Source organism: Nocardioides iriomotensis, assembly GCF_004168035.1.
GTDB lineage: Bacteria > Actinomycetota > Actinomycetes > Propionibacteriales > Nocardioidaceae > Nocardioides_B > Nocardioides_B iriomotensis.
The window spans coordinates 1-18446 of record NZ_SDPU01000032.1 but is presented as its reverse complement, the minus strand read 5'-3'; the positions used below and the strand labels follow the sequence as shown (position 1 = coordinate 18446).

General features: G+C 72.8%; 16 protein-coding genes. 6 read left to right on the top strand and 10 right to left on the bottom strand.

Going from position 1 to position 18446, the window contains the following annotated elements:
- Positions 1-2 precede the first annotated feature (2 nt).
- Genes ETU37_RS17155 through ETU37_RS17140 form a run of 4 tightly spaced genes read left to right on the top strand, consistent with a single transcriptional unit; the run spans position 3 to position 3007 of the window.
- The gene (locus tag ETU37_RS17155; RefSeq protein WP_129988581.1) at positions 3-923 is read left to right on the top strand and encodes an ABC transporter substrate-binding protein; all 921 of its coding nucleotides are present in this window, start codon (positions 3-5) and stop codon (positions 921-923) included.
- Complete coding sequence (locus ETU37_RS17150; protein ID WP_206054001.1) at positions 920-1768, top strand: amino acid ABC transporter permease; 849 nt, start codon at positions 920-922, stop codon at positions 1766-1768. The genes ETU37_RS17155 and ETU37_RS17150 overlap by 4 nt, the downstream gene beginning before the upstream one ends.
- Positions 1765-2502 carry an amino acid ABC transporter ATP-binding protein gene (locus tag ETU37_RS17145; RefSeq protein ID WP_129988579.1) on the top strand — a complete coding sequence of 246 codons (738 nt, stop codon included), beginning with the start codon at positions 1765-1767 and terminating at the stop codon, positions 2500-2502. The genes ETU37_RS17150 and ETU37_RS17145 overlap by 4 nt, the downstream gene beginning before the upstream one ends.
- Positions 2503-2548: 46 nt before the next feature.
- Positions 2549-3007 (top strand): DUF4396 domain-containing protein, encoded by a 459-nt coding sequence (locus tag ETU37_RS17140; RefSeq protein WP_129988578.1) that lies wholly within the window; start codon positions 2549-2551, stop codon positions 3005-3007.
- A 4-nt stretch (positions 3008-3011) separates the two neighbouring features.
- Here ETU37_RS17140 and idi read toward each other — a convergent pair whose 3' ends face one another.
- From idi to ETU37_RS17100, 8 genes are read right to left on the bottom strand one after another with little or no spacing between them, the layout of a single operon-like run.
- Positions 3012-3590 carry an isopentenyl-diphosphate Delta-isomerase gene (idi, locus tag ETU37_RS17135; protein ID WP_129988577.1) on the bottom strand — a complete coding sequence of 193 codons (579 nt, stop codon included), beginning with the start codon at positions 3588-3590 and terminating at the stop codon, positions 3012-3014.
- Positions 3587-4609 carry an NAD(P)/FAD-dependent oxidoreductase gene (locus ETU37_RS17130; RefSeq protein WP_129988576.1) on the bottom strand — a complete coding sequence of 341 codons (1023 nt, stop codon included), beginning with the start codon at positions 4607-4609 and terminating at the stop codon, positions 3587-3589. Before ETU37_RS17130 ends, idi begins: the two co-directional genes overlap by 4 nt.
- Complete coding sequence (locus ETU37_RS17125; RefSeq protein WP_240755796.1) at positions 4594-5142, bottom strand: isoprenylcysteine carboxyl methyltransferase family protein; 549 nt, start codon at positions 5140-5142, stop codon at positions 4594-4596. The genes ETU37_RS17130 and ETU37_RS17125 overlap by 16 nt, the downstream gene beginning before the upstream one ends.
- On the bottom strand, positions 5139-6203 hold the full coding sequence (locus tag ETU37_RS17120; protein ID WP_129988575.1) for a type III polyketide synthase: 1065 nt from the start codon (positions 6201-6203) through the stop codon (positions 5139-5141). The genes ETU37_RS17125 and ETU37_RS17120 overlap by 4 nt, the downstream gene beginning before the upstream one ends.
- Positions 6191-7354, bottom strand: coding sequence for an NAD(P)/FAD-dependent oxidoreductase (locus ETU37_RS17115; RefSeq protein ID WP_129988574.1), 1164 nt, complete (start codon positions 7352-7354; stop codon positions 6191-6193). The genes ETU37_RS17120 and ETU37_RS17115 overlap by 13 nt, the downstream gene beginning before the upstream one ends.
- Positions 7351-8175: a UbiA family prenyltransferase gene (locus tag ETU37_RS17110; protein WP_206054000.1), complete on the bottom strand. Its 825-nt coding sequence runs from the start codon at positions 8173-8175 to the stop codon at positions 7351-7353. Before ETU37_RS17110 ends, ETU37_RS17115 begins: the two co-directional genes overlap by 4 nt.
- A 53-nt stretch (positions 8176-8228) precedes the next feature.
- A complete protein-coding gene (locus tag ETU37_RS17105; RefSeq protein ID WP_129988572.1) occupies positions 8229-9374 on the bottom strand; it encodes a CaiB/BaiF CoA transferase family protein in 1146 nt (381 codons plus the stop codon).
- The gene (locus ETU37_RS17100) at positions 9371-10102 is read right to left on the bottom strand and encodes a MerR family transcriptional regulator (RefSeq protein WP_129988571.1); all 732 of its coding nucleotides are present in this window, start codon (positions 10100-10102) and stop codon (positions 9371-9373) included. The genes ETU37_RS17105 and ETU37_RS17100 overlap by 4 nt, the downstream gene beginning before the upstream one ends.
- Before the next feature lie 109 nt (positions 10103-10211).
- Between ETU37_RS17100 and ETU37_RS17095 the strand changes: the two genes are divergently transcribed.
- Positions 10212-11444: an acetyl-CoA C-acetyltransferase gene (locus ETU37_RS17095; protein ID WP_129988570.1), complete on the top strand. Its 1233-nt coding sequence runs from the start codon at positions 10212-10214 to the stop codon at positions 11442-11444.
- An 87-nt stretch (positions 11445-11531) separates the two neighbouring features.
- Positions 11532-13736 (top strand): 3-hydroxyacyl-CoA dehydrogenase NAD-binding domain-containing protein, encoded by a 2205-nt coding sequence (locus ETU37_RS17090; protein ID WP_129988569.1) that lies wholly within the window; start codon positions 11532-11534, stop codon positions 13734-13736.
- Here ETU37_RS17090 and ETU37_RS17085 read toward each other — a convergent pair.
- Positions 13733-14365 carry a response regulator gene (locus ETU37_RS17085; protein ID WP_129988568.1) on the bottom strand — a complete coding sequence of 211 codons (633 nt, stop codon included), beginning with the start codon at positions 14363-14365 and terminating at the stop codon, positions 13733-13735. The two genes, ETU37_RS17090 and ETU37_RS17085, sit on opposite strands and share 4 nt — an antisense overlap.
- Positions 14362-18446 (bottom strand): HAMP domain-containing protein (locus tag ETU37_RS17080; protein WP_165372577.1); only part of this gene is annotated, 4085 nt, incomplete at its 5' end. The genes ETU37_RS17080 and ETU37_RS17085, both read right to left, overlap by 4 nt.

The window sequence follows — 18446 nt, the reverse complement described above, 5'->3', positions numbered from 1 at the left end:
GCATGCGCGTGCCCCGCTCCTCCCGCCTCCGTCCCGGCGTTGCCGCCGCTCCGGTCGTCGCCGTGCTGGCGGCGCTCTCGCTCGCCGCGTGCGCGCCGGTCGAGGAGGACACCGGCACCGCCGAGGAGCCCACCACCTCCGCCTCGGCCGAGGCGTCGGAGAGCGCGGACGCCTGCGCCACCGACTCGCTCCCGCTGACCACCCCCGGCACCCTCACGATCGGAACGGACTCGCCGGCGTACGAGCCCTGGTTCAAGGACAACGACCCCACCAACGGCGAAGGCTTCGAGTCCGCGGTGGCGTATGCCGTCGCAGAGGAGCTCGGCTTCACCGACGACCAGGTGGAGTGGGTGAAGGTCCCGTTCAACAACTCCTACGCGCCGGGCCCGAAGAACTTCGACTTCGACATCAACCAGATCTCGATCACGCCGCAGCGCGCGGAGGTCGTCGACTTCTCCGACGGCTACTACACCGCCGCGCAGGCGCTCGTCGCGCTGAAGGACTCGCCCGCCGGCAAGGCGACCTCGATCGCCGACCTCGAGGACCTGAACCTCAGCGCCCAGACCGGCACCACGTCGCTGACCGTGCTCCGCGAGGTGATCCAGCCGGGCAGGACGATCAACCCGTTCGAGGACACCAACCAGGCCAAGCAGGCGCTCAACAACGGCCAGATCGACGGCTTCCTCGTCGACCTGCCGACCGCCTTCTACATCACCGCCGTCGAGATCCCGAAGGCGACGATCGTCGGGCAGTTCCAGCCCGAGGGCGGCGAGCCCGAGCAGTTCGGCCTGCTGTTCGAGAAGGGCAACGAGCTCGTCGGCTGCGTCGACCAGGCGCTGGCGTCGCTCGAGGAGTCCGGCACGCTCGCCGACCTCGAGCAGCAGTGGCTGTCCGACGTGGTCGACGTGCCTGTCCTGAAGTGACGGCCTGGACCCCCAGCCCGCGCCAGGCCGAGCGGGACGCCGTACGACGACGCCTCCGGACGCGTCGACGCCTGGTCGCCAGCGTCGCCACCCTCGTCGTCGTCGGGGGACTCGTCACGGTCCTGGTGCTGTCGCCGGGCTGGGAGACGTTCCAGGAGACCTTCCTGTCGTGGGACCACGCGAAGGCGTCGTTCCCGGCGATCCTCAAGGGCTTCGCCTGGAACGTGCTGATGTTCCTGGTCGCGGAGCCGCTGATCCTGCTGCTCGGCGCGCTCGTCGCCGTCACCCGCAGCACGGTCTCCCCGGCGCTGTTCCCGCTGCGGCTGCTGGCCACCGTCTACACCGACGTGTTCCGCGGCATCCCGACGATCCTGCTGATCTACATCTTCGTGTTCGGCGTGCCCGCGCTGCGGCTCCAGGGCGTGACCACCAGCATCTTCTGGCTCGGCATCACCGCGCTCGTGCTGTCCTACGGCGCGTACGTCGCCGAGGTGTTCCGCTCGGGCATCGAGTCGATCCACCCGTCGCAGGTCGCCAGCGCCGACGCGCTCGGCCTGTCGTCGGCGCAGTCGATGCGCTTCGTCGTGCTGCCGCAGGCGGTGCGCCGCGTCGTACCCCCGCTGCTCAACGACTTCGCCTCGCTGCAGAAGGACACCGCGCTGGTCGGCGCGGTCGGTGTGTTCGACGCGCTGTTCGCGGCGCGCGACTACACGAACTTCAACTTCAACTTCACGCCGTACGTCGTGGCGGCGGCGTTCTTCGTCGCGCTGACCGTGCCGATGGCGCGCTACACCGACTGGCTGGCCGCGCGGTACGCCCGGCGCGAGGGGGCGGGGGCGCGATGACCGGCGAGCCGCTGCTGCGGATCACCAACCTACGCAAGGCGTACGGCGACAAGGTGGTGCTGCACGACGTCCAGCTCACCGTGCGGCAGCACGACGTGGTCTGCCTGATCGGCGCGTCCGGCAGCGGCAAGTCGACGCTGCTGCGGTGCATCGACCTGCTCGAGCCCGTCGACGACGGTGAGATCCACCTCGGCGGCGTCGAGATCACCGACCCGCTGGTCGACGTACGCTCCGTGCGCTCCCGGATGGGGATGGTGTTCCAGGCCTACAACCTGTTCCCGCACATGACGGTGCTGGAGAACGTCACGCTCGCGCCGCGCAAGGTCCACGGGCTCAGCGCCGCCGACGCCGAGGACCGGGCCCGGACCCTGCTCGCGCGCTTCGGCCTGGCCGACAAGGCCGACGAGCACCCCGACCGGCTCTCGGGCGGCCAGCAGCAGCGCGTCGCGATGGTGCGCGCGATCGTGATGGAGCCCGAGCTGGTGCTGCTGGACGAGGTGACCAGCGCGCTCGACCCCGAGCTCGTCGGCGAGGTGCTCGACATCGTCCGCGACCTCGCCGAGCGCGGAACCACGCTGCTGCTCGCCACGCACGAGATGGGCTTCGCCCGCGAGGTCGCGACCAACGTGTGCTTCCTGCACGAGGGCGTGATCCTCGAGCAGGGCCCGCCGGCGCAGGTGCTCGGCGACCCGCGCGAGGAGCGCACCCGCCAGTTCCTCCGGCGAGTCCTGTGAGGGTCAGCGCTGGGAATAGATACCCCTAGGGGGTAGTTTGGCGGGCATGGACACCCGGACCGACTCAGCCTGGCGCACGGCGATCAGCGCGACCCTGCACTGCCTGACCGGCTGTGCGATCGGCGAGGTGCTCGGCATGGTGCTCGCCACCTGGTGGGGCTGGTCGACGTGGCCGAGCGTGGCGCTGGCCGTGGTGCTCGCGTTCTTCTTCGGCTACCTGCTCACGATGAGCTCGGTGCTGCGCGCCGGGCTCCCGTTCGCGGCGGCGGTCCGGGTCGCGCTGGCCGCCGACACCGTCTCGATCGCGGTGATGGAGGTCGTCGACAACGCGGTGATGGTCACCGTGCCCGGCGCTTTGCACGCCGGGCTGGCGAACTGGATCTTCTGGGCCGCGCTCGTGTTCTCGCTGCTCGTCGCCTTCGTCGTCACCGTCCCGGTCAACCACTGGATGATCGGCCGCGGCCTCGGGCACGCCAAGGTGCACGAGCAGATGCAGCACCACTGAGCCGTCAGCGCAGCGCCTCCGGCAGGGTCGATCGGTCGGCGGCAGCGGCCGTCCACGGCTCGGCCGGCAGCGCGGCGACCTGCTCGCGGCACCACGGACTGACCTCGCGGCTGCCGTCGAGCACGTCGGACCGGAACGCCGGCCACGGCTCCCAGACCGCGTCCGCGACCTCCTCCGGGTCCGGCCGTACGGCGTCCCCCGAGGTGGTGGACGCGACGAGCACCGGGCACATCTCGTTCTCGACGGTCCCGTCGGGCATCACGGCGCGGTAGCGGAACGTGGGCAGCACGAGCCGCAGCTCGCCGAGCCCGATCCCGAGCTCCTGGCGGACCCGGCGGCGTACGGCGTCGTCCAACGCCTCGCCCGGGGCGGGATGGCCGCACACGGAGTTGGTCCAGGCACCGGGCCACGTCGGCTTGTGCAGGGCCCGGCGTGTCACCAGCAGCCGGTCGCCGTCGAAGACGTAGCACGAGAACGCCAGGTGCAGCGGGGTCGCGGCGTGGTGCACGGACCCCTTCGGTGACGTCCCGACGGCGCGCCCGTCCTCGTCGAGCAGCACGACCTCCTCGACCGGACCGTTCATGCCGGGCTCGCCAGCGCGTTGACGGCCGCGTCGAAGGCGCGCGGCAGCGCTGCCGCCGCCGGGACGATGCGCCGGCGCAGCGCCGGCCGCCGGGTCGCCGCCAGCAGGCTCGCCGTCATCAGGTCGTGCCGGCGGGTGATGCGCTGCCACGCGGCCTCGTAGCCGGCCGGCCGGCCGGACCGGACGGCCTCGACCGCCGCCCGGGCCTGGGCGAGCCCGACGGCGATGCCCTCGCCGGTCAGCGCGTCGACGTACCCGGCGGCGTCGCCGACCAGGAGCACCCGGCCGACCACCCGCCGCCGCGCCCGCTGACGCAGCGGCCCGGCTCCGCGGACCGCGCCGACCGGCGCGTCGTCCAGGTGCGCGAGCAGCCGCGGGAACGACGACAGCAGGTCGGGCAGGGGCCGGCGCACCGTGCTCAGCACGGCCACCCCCACCCGGTCGTCGGCCACCGGCGTCACGTAGGCCTCGCCGACCGGCGACCAGTGCACCTCGACGAACGCCGTCCAGGGCGCGACGTCGACGTGGCAGCGCAGTCCGTACCGGCGCGTGGTCGTGGCGGTGACGTCGAGGCCGAGCATCCGGCGCAGCGGGGAGTGCAGGCCGTCGGCGGCGACCAGGTGGCGCACCGGTTCGCCGTCGACGCTGACGTGGTCGGCGCGCAGCCCGACCGTGCGCACCGGCCGCTGCTCGACCGGTACGCCGGCCGCGTCGACCGCCGCGCGCAGGGCGTCGTGCAGCACCGTGCGCCGCACGCCACGGCCCGGACCGTGCCGGAACGCCGCCTCGACCTCGCGGGAGCGGTCGACGTACCGGATGCCGCGGAGCTCGTGGCCCGCCGGGTCGACGCCGAGGTCGCGCAGTGCGGCCAGCGCCCCGGGCATCAGCCCCTCGCCGCAGGCCTTGTCGATGCTGCCCGCGCGCGGCTCGCGGACGGCCACGTCGAGCCCGGCCCGGGCGGCGTACAACGCGGTGGCGAGACCGACCGGCCCGCCGCCGGCGATCAGGAGGTCGCGCACGTGACCTCCCCGTCGAGGCCGTCGAGCGCACGCTCCTCGACCCGGATGCGCACGGTGAGCAGGACAGCGTTGGCGACGGTGAACACCGCCGCGGTCCACCACGCGGCGTGCACGAGCGGCAGCGCGAACCCCTCGACGACCACGGCGACGTAGTTGGGGTGCCGCAGCCACCGGTAGGGACCGGCGTGGACCAGCGGCAGGCCCGGGACGACGATCACCCGGGTGTTCCACTGCCGGCCGAGCGTCGCGATGCACCACCAGCGCAGCGCCTGCGAGGCGAGCACGAGGGCGAGCATCGAGGCCGCCAGCGCCAGCGGTACGGCGGGCCGCCGCCACCAGGCCTCGACCAGCGCGCCGGCCAGCAGCCCCGTGTGCAGCACGACCATCACGACGTAGTGGCCCTGACCGGTCTCGCGGCCGCCCTGCGCCAGGCTCCACCGGGCGTTGCGGGTGGACACGACGAGCTCGGCCAGCCGCTCCAGCGCGACGAGTCCGACGACGACCGTGAAGAACGCGAGAGACGTCATGCTCATGCCGCGACCCCGCGGGCCAGCACGAGCTCGGAGCAGAACCCCGGGCCCATCGCCATCACGACCCCCCACGACCCGGGTGCCGGCGGCCGGTCGCGCAGCGTGTCCTCGAGGACGTGCAGCACCGACGAGGACGACAGGTTGCCGATCCGGGCGAGCGAGTCCCAGGTCAGCTGGACCGCCTCGCGCGGCAGGCCGAGCGAGTCCTCGATCGCCTCGATCACCTTGGGGCCGCCGGGGTGGCAGGCCCACCAGCCGACATCGCCGACGTCGAGCCCGTGCCCGGCCAGGAACTGCTCGACGTCCTCGCGGAGGTAGCGCCGCACCAGGTCGGGCACGGAGGCGTCGAGCACGATCTTCAGGCCCGACGACGCGATGTCCCAGCCCATCGTGCGCTCGGAGTCGGGGTACAGCCGGCTGCGTGAGGCCAGCACCTCGACGCCTCCCGTCGTGCCCGACGGGGGCCCGCCCCGGGCGACGACGGCCGCGGCGCCGTCCCCGAAGAGACCGCTGGCGACGAGGTTCGGCACGGACGTGTCGTCGCGCTGCACGGTGAGCGAGCACAGCTCGACCGACAGGAGCACGGCGACGTGGTCGGGGTGGCCGACCAGGTAGTCGTGCAGACGCGCGATCCCGGCCGCCCCGGCGACGCAGCCGAGCCCGAACAGCGGGACCCGCTTCACGTCGGGTCGCAGCCCGACCGCCGCGGCGATCCGCGCGTCGAGCGACGGGACCGCCAGGCCGGTCACCGTGGTGGAGACGACCAGGTCGACGTCGCCGGGGGTGAGCCCGGCCGCCTTGAGCGCGTCCACCAGCGCCTCCGACCCGAGCCGCACGGCGTGCTCGATGAACAGGTCGTTGGCCTGGCCGAAGTCGCGGAGCCCGCCGTACTCCTCCAGGGGCAGGACCAGGTGCCGGGTCTGCACGCCGGCGTTGCCGTGCAGCCGGCGGAGCAGGCCCTCGTCGAGGCTGGTCCGCGCGATCACGTCGGCGAACGCGTCGGTGATCTCGCCCTGCGGGTAGCGGTGCGGGGGCAGCGCACCGCGGACGGTCAGGATCTCCATGACGACTCCACATCGGTCGGGCCGGTCAGTGGTGCGGGCCGGGCGAGGGCGTGCGCGAGGCCGCCGACCAGCCGGGGCGAGATGGTGCCCGGGCCGAGGCCGATCTCGACGAGGTCGTCGAAGATGCCCTGGTGGCGCGACGCCGCGTCGATCGCGGCGGCGACGACCCGGGGCACGGCGGACAGCCGGGCGGTCAGGGCGGTGTGCCGCTGGTGACGGTCGAGAAGCCGACGGACGGCCCGCGTGTAGGCGAGCCCCGCAGACTCGGGACGGCCGGCGGTCAGCGCGTCCGCGGCCGCGCGCCCGGCGAGCACCCCGGTGGCCACGGCGTGGTAGATCCCCTCACCCGTCATCGGGTTGACCAGGTGGGCGGCGTCGCCGGCCAGCAGCACCCGCCCGGCGGCGTGCGGACGGGGCAGGCCGGACAGCGGCAGGTGGGCGGCCCGCCACGCGCGCCCGTCCGCGACGGTGCCGGGCAGCAGCCGCTCGAGCTCGCCCAGCAGGCGCGAGCGGGTCAGGTCGTCCCCGCCGTCGACCAGCTCGCCGTAGCCGACGTTGGCCAGACCGTCGCCGCGGTCGAAGCACCAGGCGTACGACGGCTGCCGGCGGTCGCCGTACCGGATCACCTGGAGGCCGGCCAGCTCTGGCGGCGTCGGGGTGTAGCCGCGGATCGCGACGGCGCGCCGTCCGGGCCGTCCCCCGAGGAGCTCGCCACGGACGACGCTGTGCACGCCGTCGGCCCCGACGACCACCTGGGCGTCCAGCTCGTCGAGGCTGCGCACGCGGTGCCGCTCGCGCCGGGCTCCGGCCGCTGCGGCGCGCGCGACCAGGCGGGCGTCGAGGTCGGTGCGCGGCACGACCCACACCGGTCGGGCGAGCCGCCGGTCGGCGACGTGCCCGCCCTGGGAGATGCGCAGCCGTCGAAGGGACGGGAGGTCGTCGAGCAGGTCGTGCACACCGACGGTCGCGAGGACGTCGAGCACGTGCGGCGCGACGCCGTCGCCACAGGCCTTGTCGCGAGGGAAGTCGGCGCGGTCGACGAGCAGGACGCGCAGGTCGGGCGCGCGGTGCAGCGCGGAAAGCGCCGCCGCACTGCCCGCCGGACCGGCTCCGACGACCACGAGGTCCCACGTGTGAGCAGCCGTCCTCATCGCCCCACCACCAGCGCCACGACGTCCACCACGGCGAGCAGGACGACGGCCTGGAACGGCCGGCGTCCCTGTGAGCGCAGCGCGACGAGCGACAGCAGGGCCGCCGCGGCGAGCACCACGACCCGTCCGGCCGTCCGCAGGTCGGGTGCGGCCGTGGCGAGCAGCACCGACGCCGCCAGCAGCACGGCGACCGCGAGGACCCGCGTCGGCCCGGCGCCGATCCGGTGCGGGAGCCCGAGCACGCCGGTCGCGCGGTCGTCGGCGAGGTCGGGCAGCGTGTTGACCAGGTGCGCACCGACGCCGAGGAGCGCGCCCGCGGCGGCCGCCCACCACGCCGGCTGCACCCCGGCGGCCAGGCTCACGAAGACCGGCAGACCGCCGAACGCCAGGGCGTAGGGGAGCCACGACCAGGCCGTCGCCTTCAGGCCGAGGTTGTACGCCCAGCCGCAGGCCACGCACCCCAGGTGCACGAGGCCGGCCGCCACCCCGCACGCGAGGGACAGCGGGACGACCAGCAGGACCGCCACGGCGCACGCGACGCGCACCGACCGGGCGTCCACGGCTCCGGTCGCGAGCGGCTTGTCCAGCCGGCCGACCTGCCGGTCCCGGGCGAGGTCGAGGAGGTCGTTGGACCAGCCGATCGACAGCTGTCCCGCCAGGACGGCGGCAGCGACCAGCGCGACCCGGTCGGGCGGGGCCTGCTCGGCGGCGGCCAGCAGTCCGGCCACCGCGGTGACAGCGAGCGCCGGGCCCGGGTGGGTGGCGGCGAGCAGGGCGAGCGGACCGCGGGGCGATGGTGCTCGTGTGCCGGCTGCTGCCACGTCTCGGTCCCGTCCCTCGTTCGTGGGACCGACAGTAGCCATTCCGCGGCTGTTCAGCCCTGGACGGCCGCCCCGGAGTCGATCAGGGCGTCGACGTCCTCGATCCCCCAGGCGGTGAGCGCCTCCCGGGTCGAGCCGCCGGCGACGCTGGGCCCGGCGCCGAGCGCGGCCGGGGTGCGGGAGAACCGTGGCGCCGGGGCGGGCTGGGTGAGCCCGTCCCGCTCGACCCAGGTGCCGCGCGCGGCGAGGTGCGGGTGCCGAGCGGCCTCCGACACCGGCAGCACCGGCGCAACGCAGGCGTCCGTGCCGGCGAACACCTCGGCCCACTCGGCCTGGGTGCGTTCCTTGAACCGCGCTGTCAGTCGCTCGCGCAGCTCGCCCCACCGGGCGACGTCCCACTGGTCGGGGGCGGCGTCGTCGAGACCGAGCAGCCGGACCAGCTCGGCGTAGAACTGCGGCTCCAGCGGGCCGACTGACAGGTGCCGGCCGTCGGCGGTCTCGTACACGTCGTAGAACGGCGCCCCGCCGTCGAGCAGCCCGGCGACGCGGCGCTCGTGCTGGACCCCGCCGGCGAGCATCCCGGCGAGCATCGTGCCGAGGTGCGCGGCGCCGTCGACGATCGCGGCGTCGACCACCTGCCCCTGCCCGGAGGTGCGTGCCTCGAGCAGCGCGGCCAGCACGCCGATGACGAGGTACGTCGAGCCGCCGCCGAAGTCGCCGAGCAGGTTGGCCGGGAACTGCGGCCGGTCCGCCGACTGGCCCAGGCCGTGCAGCACGCCGGCGACGCCGATGTAGTTGAGGTCGTGCCCGGCCACCGACGCCCACGGGCCGTCCTGCCCCCAGCCCGTCATCCGGCCGTAGACCAGCCGCGGGTTGCGGGCGAGCAGCTCGTCGGGCCCGAGCCCGGCACGCTCGGCCGCACCGGGCCGCATCCCCTCGAGGAACACGTCGGCCCGCTCCACCAGGGTCAGCACGGTCACGACGGCGTCGGGGTGCTTGAGGTCGAGCGCGACGCTGGGCCGGCCCCGGGTCAGCAGGTCCGACTCGCGCGGGCCGGCCGACGTCGCACCACCAGGACGCTCGATGCGGATCACGTCGGCGCCGAGGTCGGCGAGCAGCATCGCGGCGTGCGGGCCCGGGCCGATCCCGGCCAGCTCGACGACCCGGACGCCGGCGAGCGGGCCGGCCCCGGTGGTCATCGCGCGCGGCGCGCGACGGTCTCGCGCTTGGTCTCGTTGACGGCCGACTCGTAGGCCGCCACCAGCGCGGCCACCGTCACCGGCTTGAACCGCTCCACGACCTCGCGGATCTGGTCGGGCGTCGCGCCGCCCTCGACGTACGCCGGCCAGACCTTGGTCTTGAACAGGTCGGTCAGCTCGTCGGCGATCGCCCGGCCGTGGGCCAGGAAGATGTCCTGCGCCGCCAGCGCGGCGTCGGTCGGCATGCCGAGGTCGAGCAGGCTGACGCCGACGGAGAGGTGCGCCAGCGCGACCTGGTAGCGGCCCTGCTTCGTGGGGAACACGATGCCCAGTGCGTTGAGCGTGTCCAGGTCGTCGTCGGACAGCGCGCGGCCGGCCCGCTTCGTCAGCTCCTTGCGCGTGAGCGTCTCCGGCAGCTCGGCCATCCACGGCGCCAGCAGCGTGCGGTGCAGTGCGATCGTCTCGGGCGACGCGTCGTCCGGGATCTTGGCGACGTACCGCTCGATCGCGGCCAGCGTGAACCCGTGCGCCTGCAGCTCACGGACCAGCTCGAGCCGCGCGAGGTGGTCGCTCGAGTAGTAGCCGGACCGGCCCTTGCGGATCGGCGCCGGCACCAGGCCGCGCGTCGTGTAGAAGCGGATGTTGCGCACGCTGATGCCCGTGCGCCGGGTCAGCTCCTCGAGCGAGATCAGCTCACCGGCCTCGGTGGCGGTCTGCGGCAGCGACATCGGGACCTTTCGAGAGGTACGTCACAGGGGGGTCGTGGTTGACGACGCTAACAGTATGAGTGTCACAATCGCATGACCTCGTCCAGTCACCGACCGAGAGGACGCGCTGATGGCGCTCAGCACCGACCAGGGACCTCAGGCGTTCGTGTACGACGCCCTCCGCACCCCGCGCGGACGCGGCAAGAAGACGGGTTCCCTCCACGAGGTGAAGCCCATCGACCTGGTCGTCGGCCTGCTCGACGAGGTCAAGGAGCGCAACCCGTCGCTCGACCCGGCCCGCGTCGACGACGTCGTGCTCGGCGTCGTCACGCCGATCGGTGACCAGGGCGGCGACATCGCCAAGGCCGCCGCGCTCGCGGCCGGCTACCCCGAGACCGTCGCCGGCGTGCAGCTCAACCGCTTCTGCGCCTCCGGACTTGAGGCCGTCAACCAGGCCGCCCAGCGGGTGCGCTCCGGCTTCGAGGACCTGATCCTCGCCGGCGGCGTCGAGTCGATGTCCCGGGTCCCGATGGGCACCGACGGCGGCGCCTGGGCGATGGACCCCGCCACCGCCATCGGTACGTCGTTCGTCCCGCAGGGCATCGGCGCAGACCTGATCGCCACGTTGGAGGGCTACGGCCGCGCGGACGTCGACGCGTTCGCGGCCGAGTCGCAGGCCCGGGCCGCCAAGGCGCAGGCCAACGGCTACTTCGACCGCTCGATCGTGCCGGTCAAGGACCTCAACGGCCTCACGGTCCTCGACCACGACGAGTTCATCCGGCCCGGCACGACCGTCGAGTCCCTCGCGTCGCTCCCGTCGTCGTTCGCTGCCATCGGCGACCAGGGCGGCTTCGACTCCGTCGCGCTGGAGAAGTACCACTGGGTCGAGCGCATCGACCACGTCCACCACGCCGGCAACTCCTCCGGCATCGTCGACGGCGCCGCCCTCGTCGCCATCGGCACCGAGCAGGTCGGCCGGGAGCTCGGCCTCACCCCGCGCGCCCGCATCGTCGCCACGGCCGTGTCCGGCGCCGACCCGACGATCATGCTCACCGGCCCCGCACCGGCCTCGCGCAAGGCGCTGGCCAAGGCCGGGCTCTCCGTCGACGACATCGACCTGTTCGAGATCAACGAGGCGTTCGCGGCGGTCGCGATGCGGTTCATGCGCGACCTCGACCTGTCCCACGACAAGGTCAACGTCAACGGCGGCGCGATCGCCATGGGCCACCCGCTCGGCGCGACCGGCGCCATGATCCTCGGCACCCTCGTCGACGAGCTGGAGCGCCGCGACCTGCGCTACGGCCTCGCCACGCTCTGCGTCGGCGGCGGCATGGGCATCGCGACCATCGTCGAGCGGGCCTGACCGACCACCCCCCGGGTGGTCGAGCCCTTCGACAGGCTCAGGAACCACCCGTCGAGAGCTCGTCCGAACCACGCAGAGGAACTTCTGATGACCGAGACCGCCCAGCAGACCGCCGTCCGCTACGACAAGGACGCCGACGGCATCGTCACCCTGACGCTCGACGACCCCACCCAGAGCGCCAACACGATGAACCAGCTCTACAAGGACTCGATGGGTGCCGCCGTCGACCGGCTCGAGGCCGACGTGGCCGAGGGCGGCGTCGCCGGGGTCGTCGTGACCAGCGCGAAGAAGACGTTCTTCGCCGGCGGCGACCTCCGCGAGATGGTCAAGGCCGGCCCCGAGGACGCCGGGTCGGTCTTCGCGCTCGGCATGGAGATCAAGGCGCAGCTGCGGCGTCTGGAGACGATCGGCCGCCCGGTCGTGGCCGCGATCAACGGCACGGCGCTCGGCGGCGGCCTCGAGATCGCGCTCGCCTGCCACCACCGGATCGTCGTGGACACGCCGGGCGTCCAGCTCGGCCTGCCCGAGGTCACCCTCGGCCTGCTGCCCGGCGGCGGCGGCGTGACCCGGACCGTCCGGATGCTCGGTCTGACCGACGCCCTGATGAACGTGCTGCTGCTCGGCCCGCGCATGAAGCCCGCCGAGGCCAAGGAGAAGGGCGTCGTCGACGCGCTCGTGCACGACCCCGACGAGCTGCTCGCCGCCGCCAAGGGCTGGGTGAACGCGCACCGCGACGACGAGGAGGCGGCGGCCCAGCCGTGGGACCGGCCCGGCTACAAGATGCCCGGCGGCACCCCGTCGACGCCGAAGCTGGCCGCGTTCCTGCCGGCGTTCCCGGCCAACCTCCGCAAGCAGCTCAAGGGCGCCGACTACCCCGCCCCGAAGGCGATCCTCTGCGCCGCAGTCGAGGGCGCCCAGGTCGACTTCGACACCGCGAGCCGGATCGAGTCGCGGTACCTGACGCACCTGGTCACCGGGCAGAACTCCAAGGACATGATCCAGGCGTTCTGGTTCGACCTGCAGGCGATCAACTCCGGGTCGCTGCGGCCCGATGGGTTCGAGAGGTTCGTGCCCACCAAGGTCGCCGTCCTCGGCGCCGGGATGATGGGCGCCGGCATCGCCTACGTCTGCGCCCGCGCCGGCGCGCAGGTGCTGCTCAAGGACGTCGCGATCGAGAACGCCGAGAAGGGCAAGGCCTACTCCCAGAAGGTCCTCGACAAGCAGGTGTCCCGCGGCAGGCTCACCGACGACAAGGCAGCCGAGGTCCTCGAGCGGATCACTCCGACCGCCGACTACGCCGACCTGGCCGGCTGCGACCTGATGATCGAGGCGGTGTTCGAGGACCCCGGGCTGAAGACCGAGGTGTACGCCGAGGTGCAGAAGGTCGTGAACCCCGACGCGCTGCTCTGCTCCAACACGAGCACCCTGCCGATCACCGGCCTGGCCCAGGGCGTCGACCGGCCCGCCGACTTCGTCGGCCTGCACTTCTTCTCGCCCGTCGACAAGATGCCGCTCGTCGAGATCATCCGCGGCGAGGCGACGTCCGACGAGACCGTCGCGAAGGCGATCGACGTCGTGCAGCTGATCAAGAAGACGCCGATCGTCGTCAACGACTCCCGCGGCTTCTACACCTCGCGGGTGATCGGCACCTTCGTCAACGAGGGCCTCGCGATGCTCGCCGAGGGACACCACCCGGTGTCCGTCGAGCGCGCGGCGACCCAGGCCGGCTACCCGGTCGGCACCCTCCAGCTCTCCGACGAGCTCAACCTCGAGCTGATGGCCAAGATCCGCAAGGCCACCGCCGACGCCCTCGCGGCCGCGGGCCAGGAGGTGCCGGCGCACCCCGCCGACCAGGTCGTGGCCACGATGATCGAGGCCGGCCGGCCCGGCCGACTCCGCGGCGCCGGGTTCTACGACTACGACGAGTCCGGCAAGCGGCTCGGTCTCTGGAAGGGCCTCGCCGACACCTTCCCGGTCAGCGACCGCACCCCGCTGTTCGACGACCTCGTCGACCTCAAGGACCGGATGCTGTTCATCGAGGCGGTCGAGACCGCGCGGTGCTTCGAGGAGGGCGTCATCGAGTCGGCGGCCGCGGCCAACATCGGCTCGATCATGGGCATCGGCTACCCCGCCAACACCGGCGGCGCCGTCCAGCTCATGCAGGGCTACCCGGGCGGTCTGACCGCCTTCGTCGCCCGTGCGCGTGAGCTCGCGGCGACGTACGGCGAGCGCTTCGAGCCCCCGGCGTACCTGGTCGACCTCGCGGAGAGCGGCGGCCGCTTCCCGGCCTAGCCGAACTCGCGGCGGGTCGCCCCGGTCGGGGACGGCCCGTCGTCGAGCACGTCGAGTGCCTGCCGCAGCGCCGCCACCCGGCGGGCCAGCGTCTCGACGACCGGGTCGGCGCTGCCGGCCTGCTCGCGCAGGGCGGCCACCGACTCCTCGACCATCCCGAGCCGGTCGTCGAGCTCGCCGACCACGTCGACGTCGCCCTCGAGCCGGCGCCGCAGCAGCGTCGCCTGCGTCGCGAGGCGTTGACCGGCCAGCCACAGGTCGACGAACACCTGCACCTTGGCGCGGAGCACCCAGGGGTCGAACGGCTTGGAGATGTAGTCGGCCCCGCCGGCCGCGTAGCCGCGGTAGGCGTGCTGCTGGTCCTTGTCGACGGCGGTCAGGAAGATGATCGGCACGTCCTTCGTGCGCACCCGCGCCTTGATCCGCGACGCGGTCTCGAACCCGTCCATGCCGGGCATCTGCGCATCGAGGAGGATCAACGCGAAGTCGTCCTTGAGCAGCGCCCGCAGGGCCTCCTCGCCCGAGGACGCCGTGACGAGGGTCTGGTCCAGCGAGCCGAGCACCGCCTCGAGGGCCAGCAGGTTCTGCTGGCGGTCGTCGACGAGCAGGATCCGCGCGCGCTCGGTCATGCCAGCCACGCCCGGAAGCGCGACAGCAGGTGGTCCAGGTCCACCGGCTTGGTGACGTAGTCGGACGCACCCGCCGCCAGGCTGTTCTCCCGGTCGCCGGGCATCGCCTTGGCGGTGAGGGCGATCAGCGGCAGGTCGGCGTACGCCGGCATCCTCCGGATCTCACGCATCGCGGTGTAGCCGTCCATGCCCGGCATCATGACGTCCATCAGCACCAGGTCGATGCCGGCGTCCTGCTCGAGCAGGGCGATGCCGGACTCGCCGTTCTCGGCGTACACGACGTCGATCCCGAACTGCTCCAGCGCGCTGGCGAGGGCGAAGACGTTGCGCACGTCGTCGTCGACGATGAGGATCCGGCGGCCCGCGAACGAGGAGTGGCCGCTCAGCCGTGACTCCTCGGCCGGCCGGTCCGGCAGCTCGACGCCGGACCGGTGCAGGAACAGCGCCACGTCCTCGACCAGCTGCCCGTCGGTGGCGGGGTACCGCACCACCATCGACCGGGCGTACTGGCGCAGGCGGTTGCCGTCCTTCGCCGAGACCGGGCCGCCGGTGCTGACCACCACGGGGATCTCCCGAAGCGCCTTGCGCGAGCGCATCCGCTTGATCACGTCGAAGGCGGTACCGCCGGGGAGCTTGAGCTCCACGACGACGCAGTCGTAGCTGCGCGCGTCCAGCGCGTCGGCGGCCTCGGCGACGGAGGTGGCGACGTGCAGGTCCACGTCGGGCACGGCCCCGAACAGCGCCACCACGGCCGACGGCTCGTCCGCCCCAGCGCCGCTCACCACCAGCAGCGACCTGGTCTTGCGGGACAGGTAGCCGGTGAGGTCCGCGAGCGCCGTGTCGAGCCGCTCGGGGGTCGCGGGGTCCTCCACGATCCCGATCGCGCCGACGTGCCGCCCGACGAGGACGTCCTCGGGCGCGTGCGGCGAGTGCACCGCGATCGTCGGCAGGTGCCGGGTCTCCGGGTCGTTCTTGAGCGCACGGAGCAGCGAGGTCCCGGTGTCGGTCACCAGCTCCATCCCGACCAGGAGGGCGGCCGGCTGCAGCGTCCGGGCAGCCCGGACCGCCTGCTCGGAGTTCTCCGTCGTGACCACCTTGAAGCCGTGCTCGCGGCCGAGCTCGACGGCCGCCTCACGCAGTGGCCGGGCCGACAGGGCCACCAGCAGGACCGTGTCGTCGCGCCCGATGCTGGCGCGGTCGTCCTCGAGGTCGTCGACCGGCTCCGGGAGGGAGGCCGCCGCCTCCACCGCGTGCCCGGAGGGCGTGGTCCCGACCTCGCGCGGACCGGACCCGTCCCCCGAGAAGCGGCTGGGGACGAAGAGGGTGAACGTGCTGCCCCGACCCGGCTCGCTGTCCACGTGGATCTCGCCGCCGATCAGGCGGGCGATCTCGCGGCTGATCGAGAGCCCGAGGCCGGTGCCGCCGAACTTCCGGCTGATCGTGCCGTCGGCCTGCTGGAAGGCCTCGAAGATGACCTTGAGCTGCTCCGGCGGGATGCCGATCCCGGTGTCGGTCACCGCGAAGGCCACGATCTGCTCGGCGTCGCGCAGGTCGGGGGTCGTGAAGCGCTCGGTCGACGCGGAGTGGATCTCGAGGGTGACCTCGCCGGACGAGGTGAACTTCACCGCGTTGGACAGCAGGTTGCGCAGCACCTGCTGCAGCCGGTGCTGGTCGGAGTGCAGCGCCCGCGGTACGTCGGGCGCGACGCCGACCGAGAACTTCAGGTCCTTCTCGGCGGTGAGCGGCCGGAAGGTCGCCTCGACGTACTCCACGATCCCGGCGACGGCGACGTCGGAGGGGTGCACGTCCATCTTCCCGGCCTCCACCTTGGACAGGTCCAGGATGTCGTTGATCAGCTGCAGCAGGTCGGTGCCCGCGCTGTGGATGGTGCGGGAGTACTCCACCTGCCGGGCGCTGAGGTTGCCCTCCACGTTGTCGGTCAGCAGCTTGGCGAGGATGAGCAGCGAGTTGAGCGGGGTGCGCAGCTCGTGAGACATGTTGGCCAGGAACTCCGACTTGTACCGCGACGAGAGCGCGAGCTGCTCGGCCCGGTCCTCCAGGCCGCGCCGGGCGTCCTCGATCTCGAGGTTCTTGATCTCGATCGCGCGGTTCTGGGCCGCGAGCAGCCGGGCCTTCTCCTCCAACTCGGCGTTGGTCTGCTGCAGCTCGACCTGCTGGGTCTGGAGCTCCTCGGACTTGTCCTGCAGCTCCGCGGCGAGGCGCTGGGACTCCACCAGCAGCTCGCCGGTGCGGGAGCTCGCGATGATCGCGTTGAGCGACACCCCGATGATCTCCATCAGCTGCTCGAGGAACTGCATGTGCACCTCGCTGAACGGATGGAACGACGCCAGCTCGACCACGCCGAGCACCTGGTCCTCGAACAGCACCGGCAGGACCACGACGCTCAGCGGGGTCGCCTCGCCGAGCCCCGACGCGATGCGGATGTAGTCGGGCGGCACGTTGGTCACCACGATCGGGGATCGCTGCACCGCGGCCTGGCCGACCAGGCCCTCGCCGAACGCGAACGTGCTCGGCACGGACTTGCGCTGCCGGTAGCCGTACGACGCCAGCCGACGCAGCGACCCGTCGCCGTTCATCCCGCCGTCGCTGATGAAGAACGACCCCTGCCGGGCGCCCACCAGGGGCGTCAGCTCGTTGACGATCAGCGTGGTCACGTCGAGCAGGTCCCGTCCGCCCTGCATGTGGCCGGTGAACCGCGCCAGGTTGGTCTTCAGCCAGTCCTGCTCCTCGTTGGTGCGGGTGGTCTCGCGGAGCTTGTCGATCATCTCGTTGAGGTTGTCCTTGAGCTCCTCGACCTCACCCTGGGCCTCGACGGAGATCTGCTGGCTCAGGTCGCCCTGCGTCACCGCCGTGGAGACCTCCGCGATCGCCCGGAGCTGGGTGGTGAGCGTGCTGGCGAGCTGGTTGACGTTCTCGGTCAGCCGGCGCCAGGTGCCCGACACGTCGGCCACCTGCGCCTGGCCGCCGAGCTTGCCCTCGGTGCCCACCTCGCGGGCCACGCGGGTGACCTCGTCGGCGAACGACGAGAGCTGGTCGACCATCCGGTTGACGGTGGTCTTGAGCTCGAGGATCTCGCCGCGGGCCTCGACGGTGATGGTCCTGGTCAGGTCGCCGCTCGCGACGGCGGTGGTGACCTCGGCGATGTTGCGGACCTGGCTGGTCAGGTTGTTCGCCATGGAGTTCACCGAGTCGGTGAGGTCGCGCCAGGTGCCGGCGACGCCGCGCACGTGCGCCTGGCCGCCGAGGATGCCCTCGGTGCCGACCTCGCGGGCCACACGGGTGACCTCGTCGGCGAAGGCGCGCAGGGTGTCCACCATCGCGTTGATCGTCGAGGCGAGCGCGGCCACCTCGCCGCGGGCCTCGATCGAGACCTTCTGGCTCAGGTCGCCGCGGGCGACGCCGGTCGAGACGGTGGCGATGTTGCGGACCTGGTTGGTCAGGTTGCTCGCCATCGAGTTCACCGAGTCGGTGAGGTCGCGCCAGGTGCCGGCCACGCCGGGCACCCGGGCCTGGCCGCCGAGAACGCCCTCGGTGCCGACCTCGCGGGCCACGCGGGTGACCTCGTCGGCAAACGACGAGAGCTGGTCGACCATGGTGTTGACGGTGCTCTTGAGCTCGAGGATCTCGCCGCGCGCGTCGACCGTGATCTTCCGGGTCAGGTCGCCGCTGGCGACGGCGGTGGTGACCTCGGCGATGTTGCGCACCTGGTTGGTCAGGTTGTTCGCCATCATGTTGACGTTCTGGGTCAGGTCCTTCCAGGTGCCCGACACGTCGTGCACGTCGGCCTGACCACCGAGGACGCCCTCGGTGCCCACCTCGCGTGCCACGCGGGTGACCTCGTCGGCGAACGACGAGAGCTGGTCGACCATGGTGTTGACGGTCGTCTTCAGCTCGAGGATCTCGCCGCGGGCCTCGACCGTGATGGTGCGGGTCAGGTCGCCCCGGGCAACGGCCGTGGTCACCTCGGCGATGTTGCGCACCTGCGCGGTGAGCGTGCCGGCCATGAAGTTCACGGAGTCGGTGAGGTCGCGCCAGGTGCCGGAGACGCCCGGGACGGCCG

Bases quoted from the DNA above. Each gene is read 5' to 3' on its own strand.
- ETU37_RS17120 (WP_129988575.1), bottom strand. From the start codon at position 6,203: ATGGAGATCCTGACCGTCCGCGGTGCGCTGCCCCCGCACCGCTACCCG.
- ETU37_RS17155 (WP_129988581.1), top strand. From the start codon at position 3: ATGCGCGTGCCCCGCTCCTCCCGCCTCCGTCCCGGCGTTGCCGCCGCT.
- ETU37_RS17095 (WP_129988570.1), top strand. From the start codon at position 10,212: ATGGCGCTCAGCACCGACCAGGGACCTCAGGCGTTCGTGTACGACGCC.
- ETU37_RS17140 (WP_129988578.1), top strand. From the start codon at position 2,549: ATGGACACCCGGACCGACTCAGCCTGGCGCACGGCGATCAGCGCGACC.
- ETU37_RS17090 (WP_129988569.1), top strand. From the start codon at position 11,532: ATGACCGAGACCGCCCAGCAGACCGCCGTCCGCTACGACAAGGACGCC.
- ETU37_RS17085 (WP_129988568.1), bottom strand. From the start codon at position 14,365: ATGACCGAGCGCGCGCGGATCCTGCTCGTCGACGACCGCCAGCAGAAC.
- idi (WP_129988577.1), bottom strand. From the start codon at position 3,590: ATGAACGGTCCGGTCGAGGAGGTCGTGCTGCTCGACGAGGACGGGCGC.
- ETU37_RS17100 (WP_129988571.1), bottom strand. From the start codon at position 10,102: ATGTCGCTGCCGCAGACCGCCACCGAGGCCGGTGAGCTGATCTCGCTC.
- ETU37_RS17125 (WP_240755796.1), bottom strand. From the start codon at position 5,142: ATGAGCATGACGTCTCTCGCGTTCTTCACGGTCGTCGTCGGACTCGTC.
- ETU37_RS17105 (WP_129988572.1), bottom strand. From the start codon at position 9,374: ATGACCACCGGGGCCGGCCCGCTCGCCGGCGTCCGGGTCGTCGAGCTG.
- ETU37_RS17145 (WP_129988579.1), top strand. From the start codon at position 1,765: ATGACCGGCGAGCCGCTGCTGCGGATCACCAACCTACGCAAGGCGTAC.
- ETU37_RS17115 (WP_129988574.1), bottom strand. From the start codon at position 7,354: ATGAGGACGGCTGCTCACACGTGGGACCTCGTGGTCGTCGGAGCCGGT.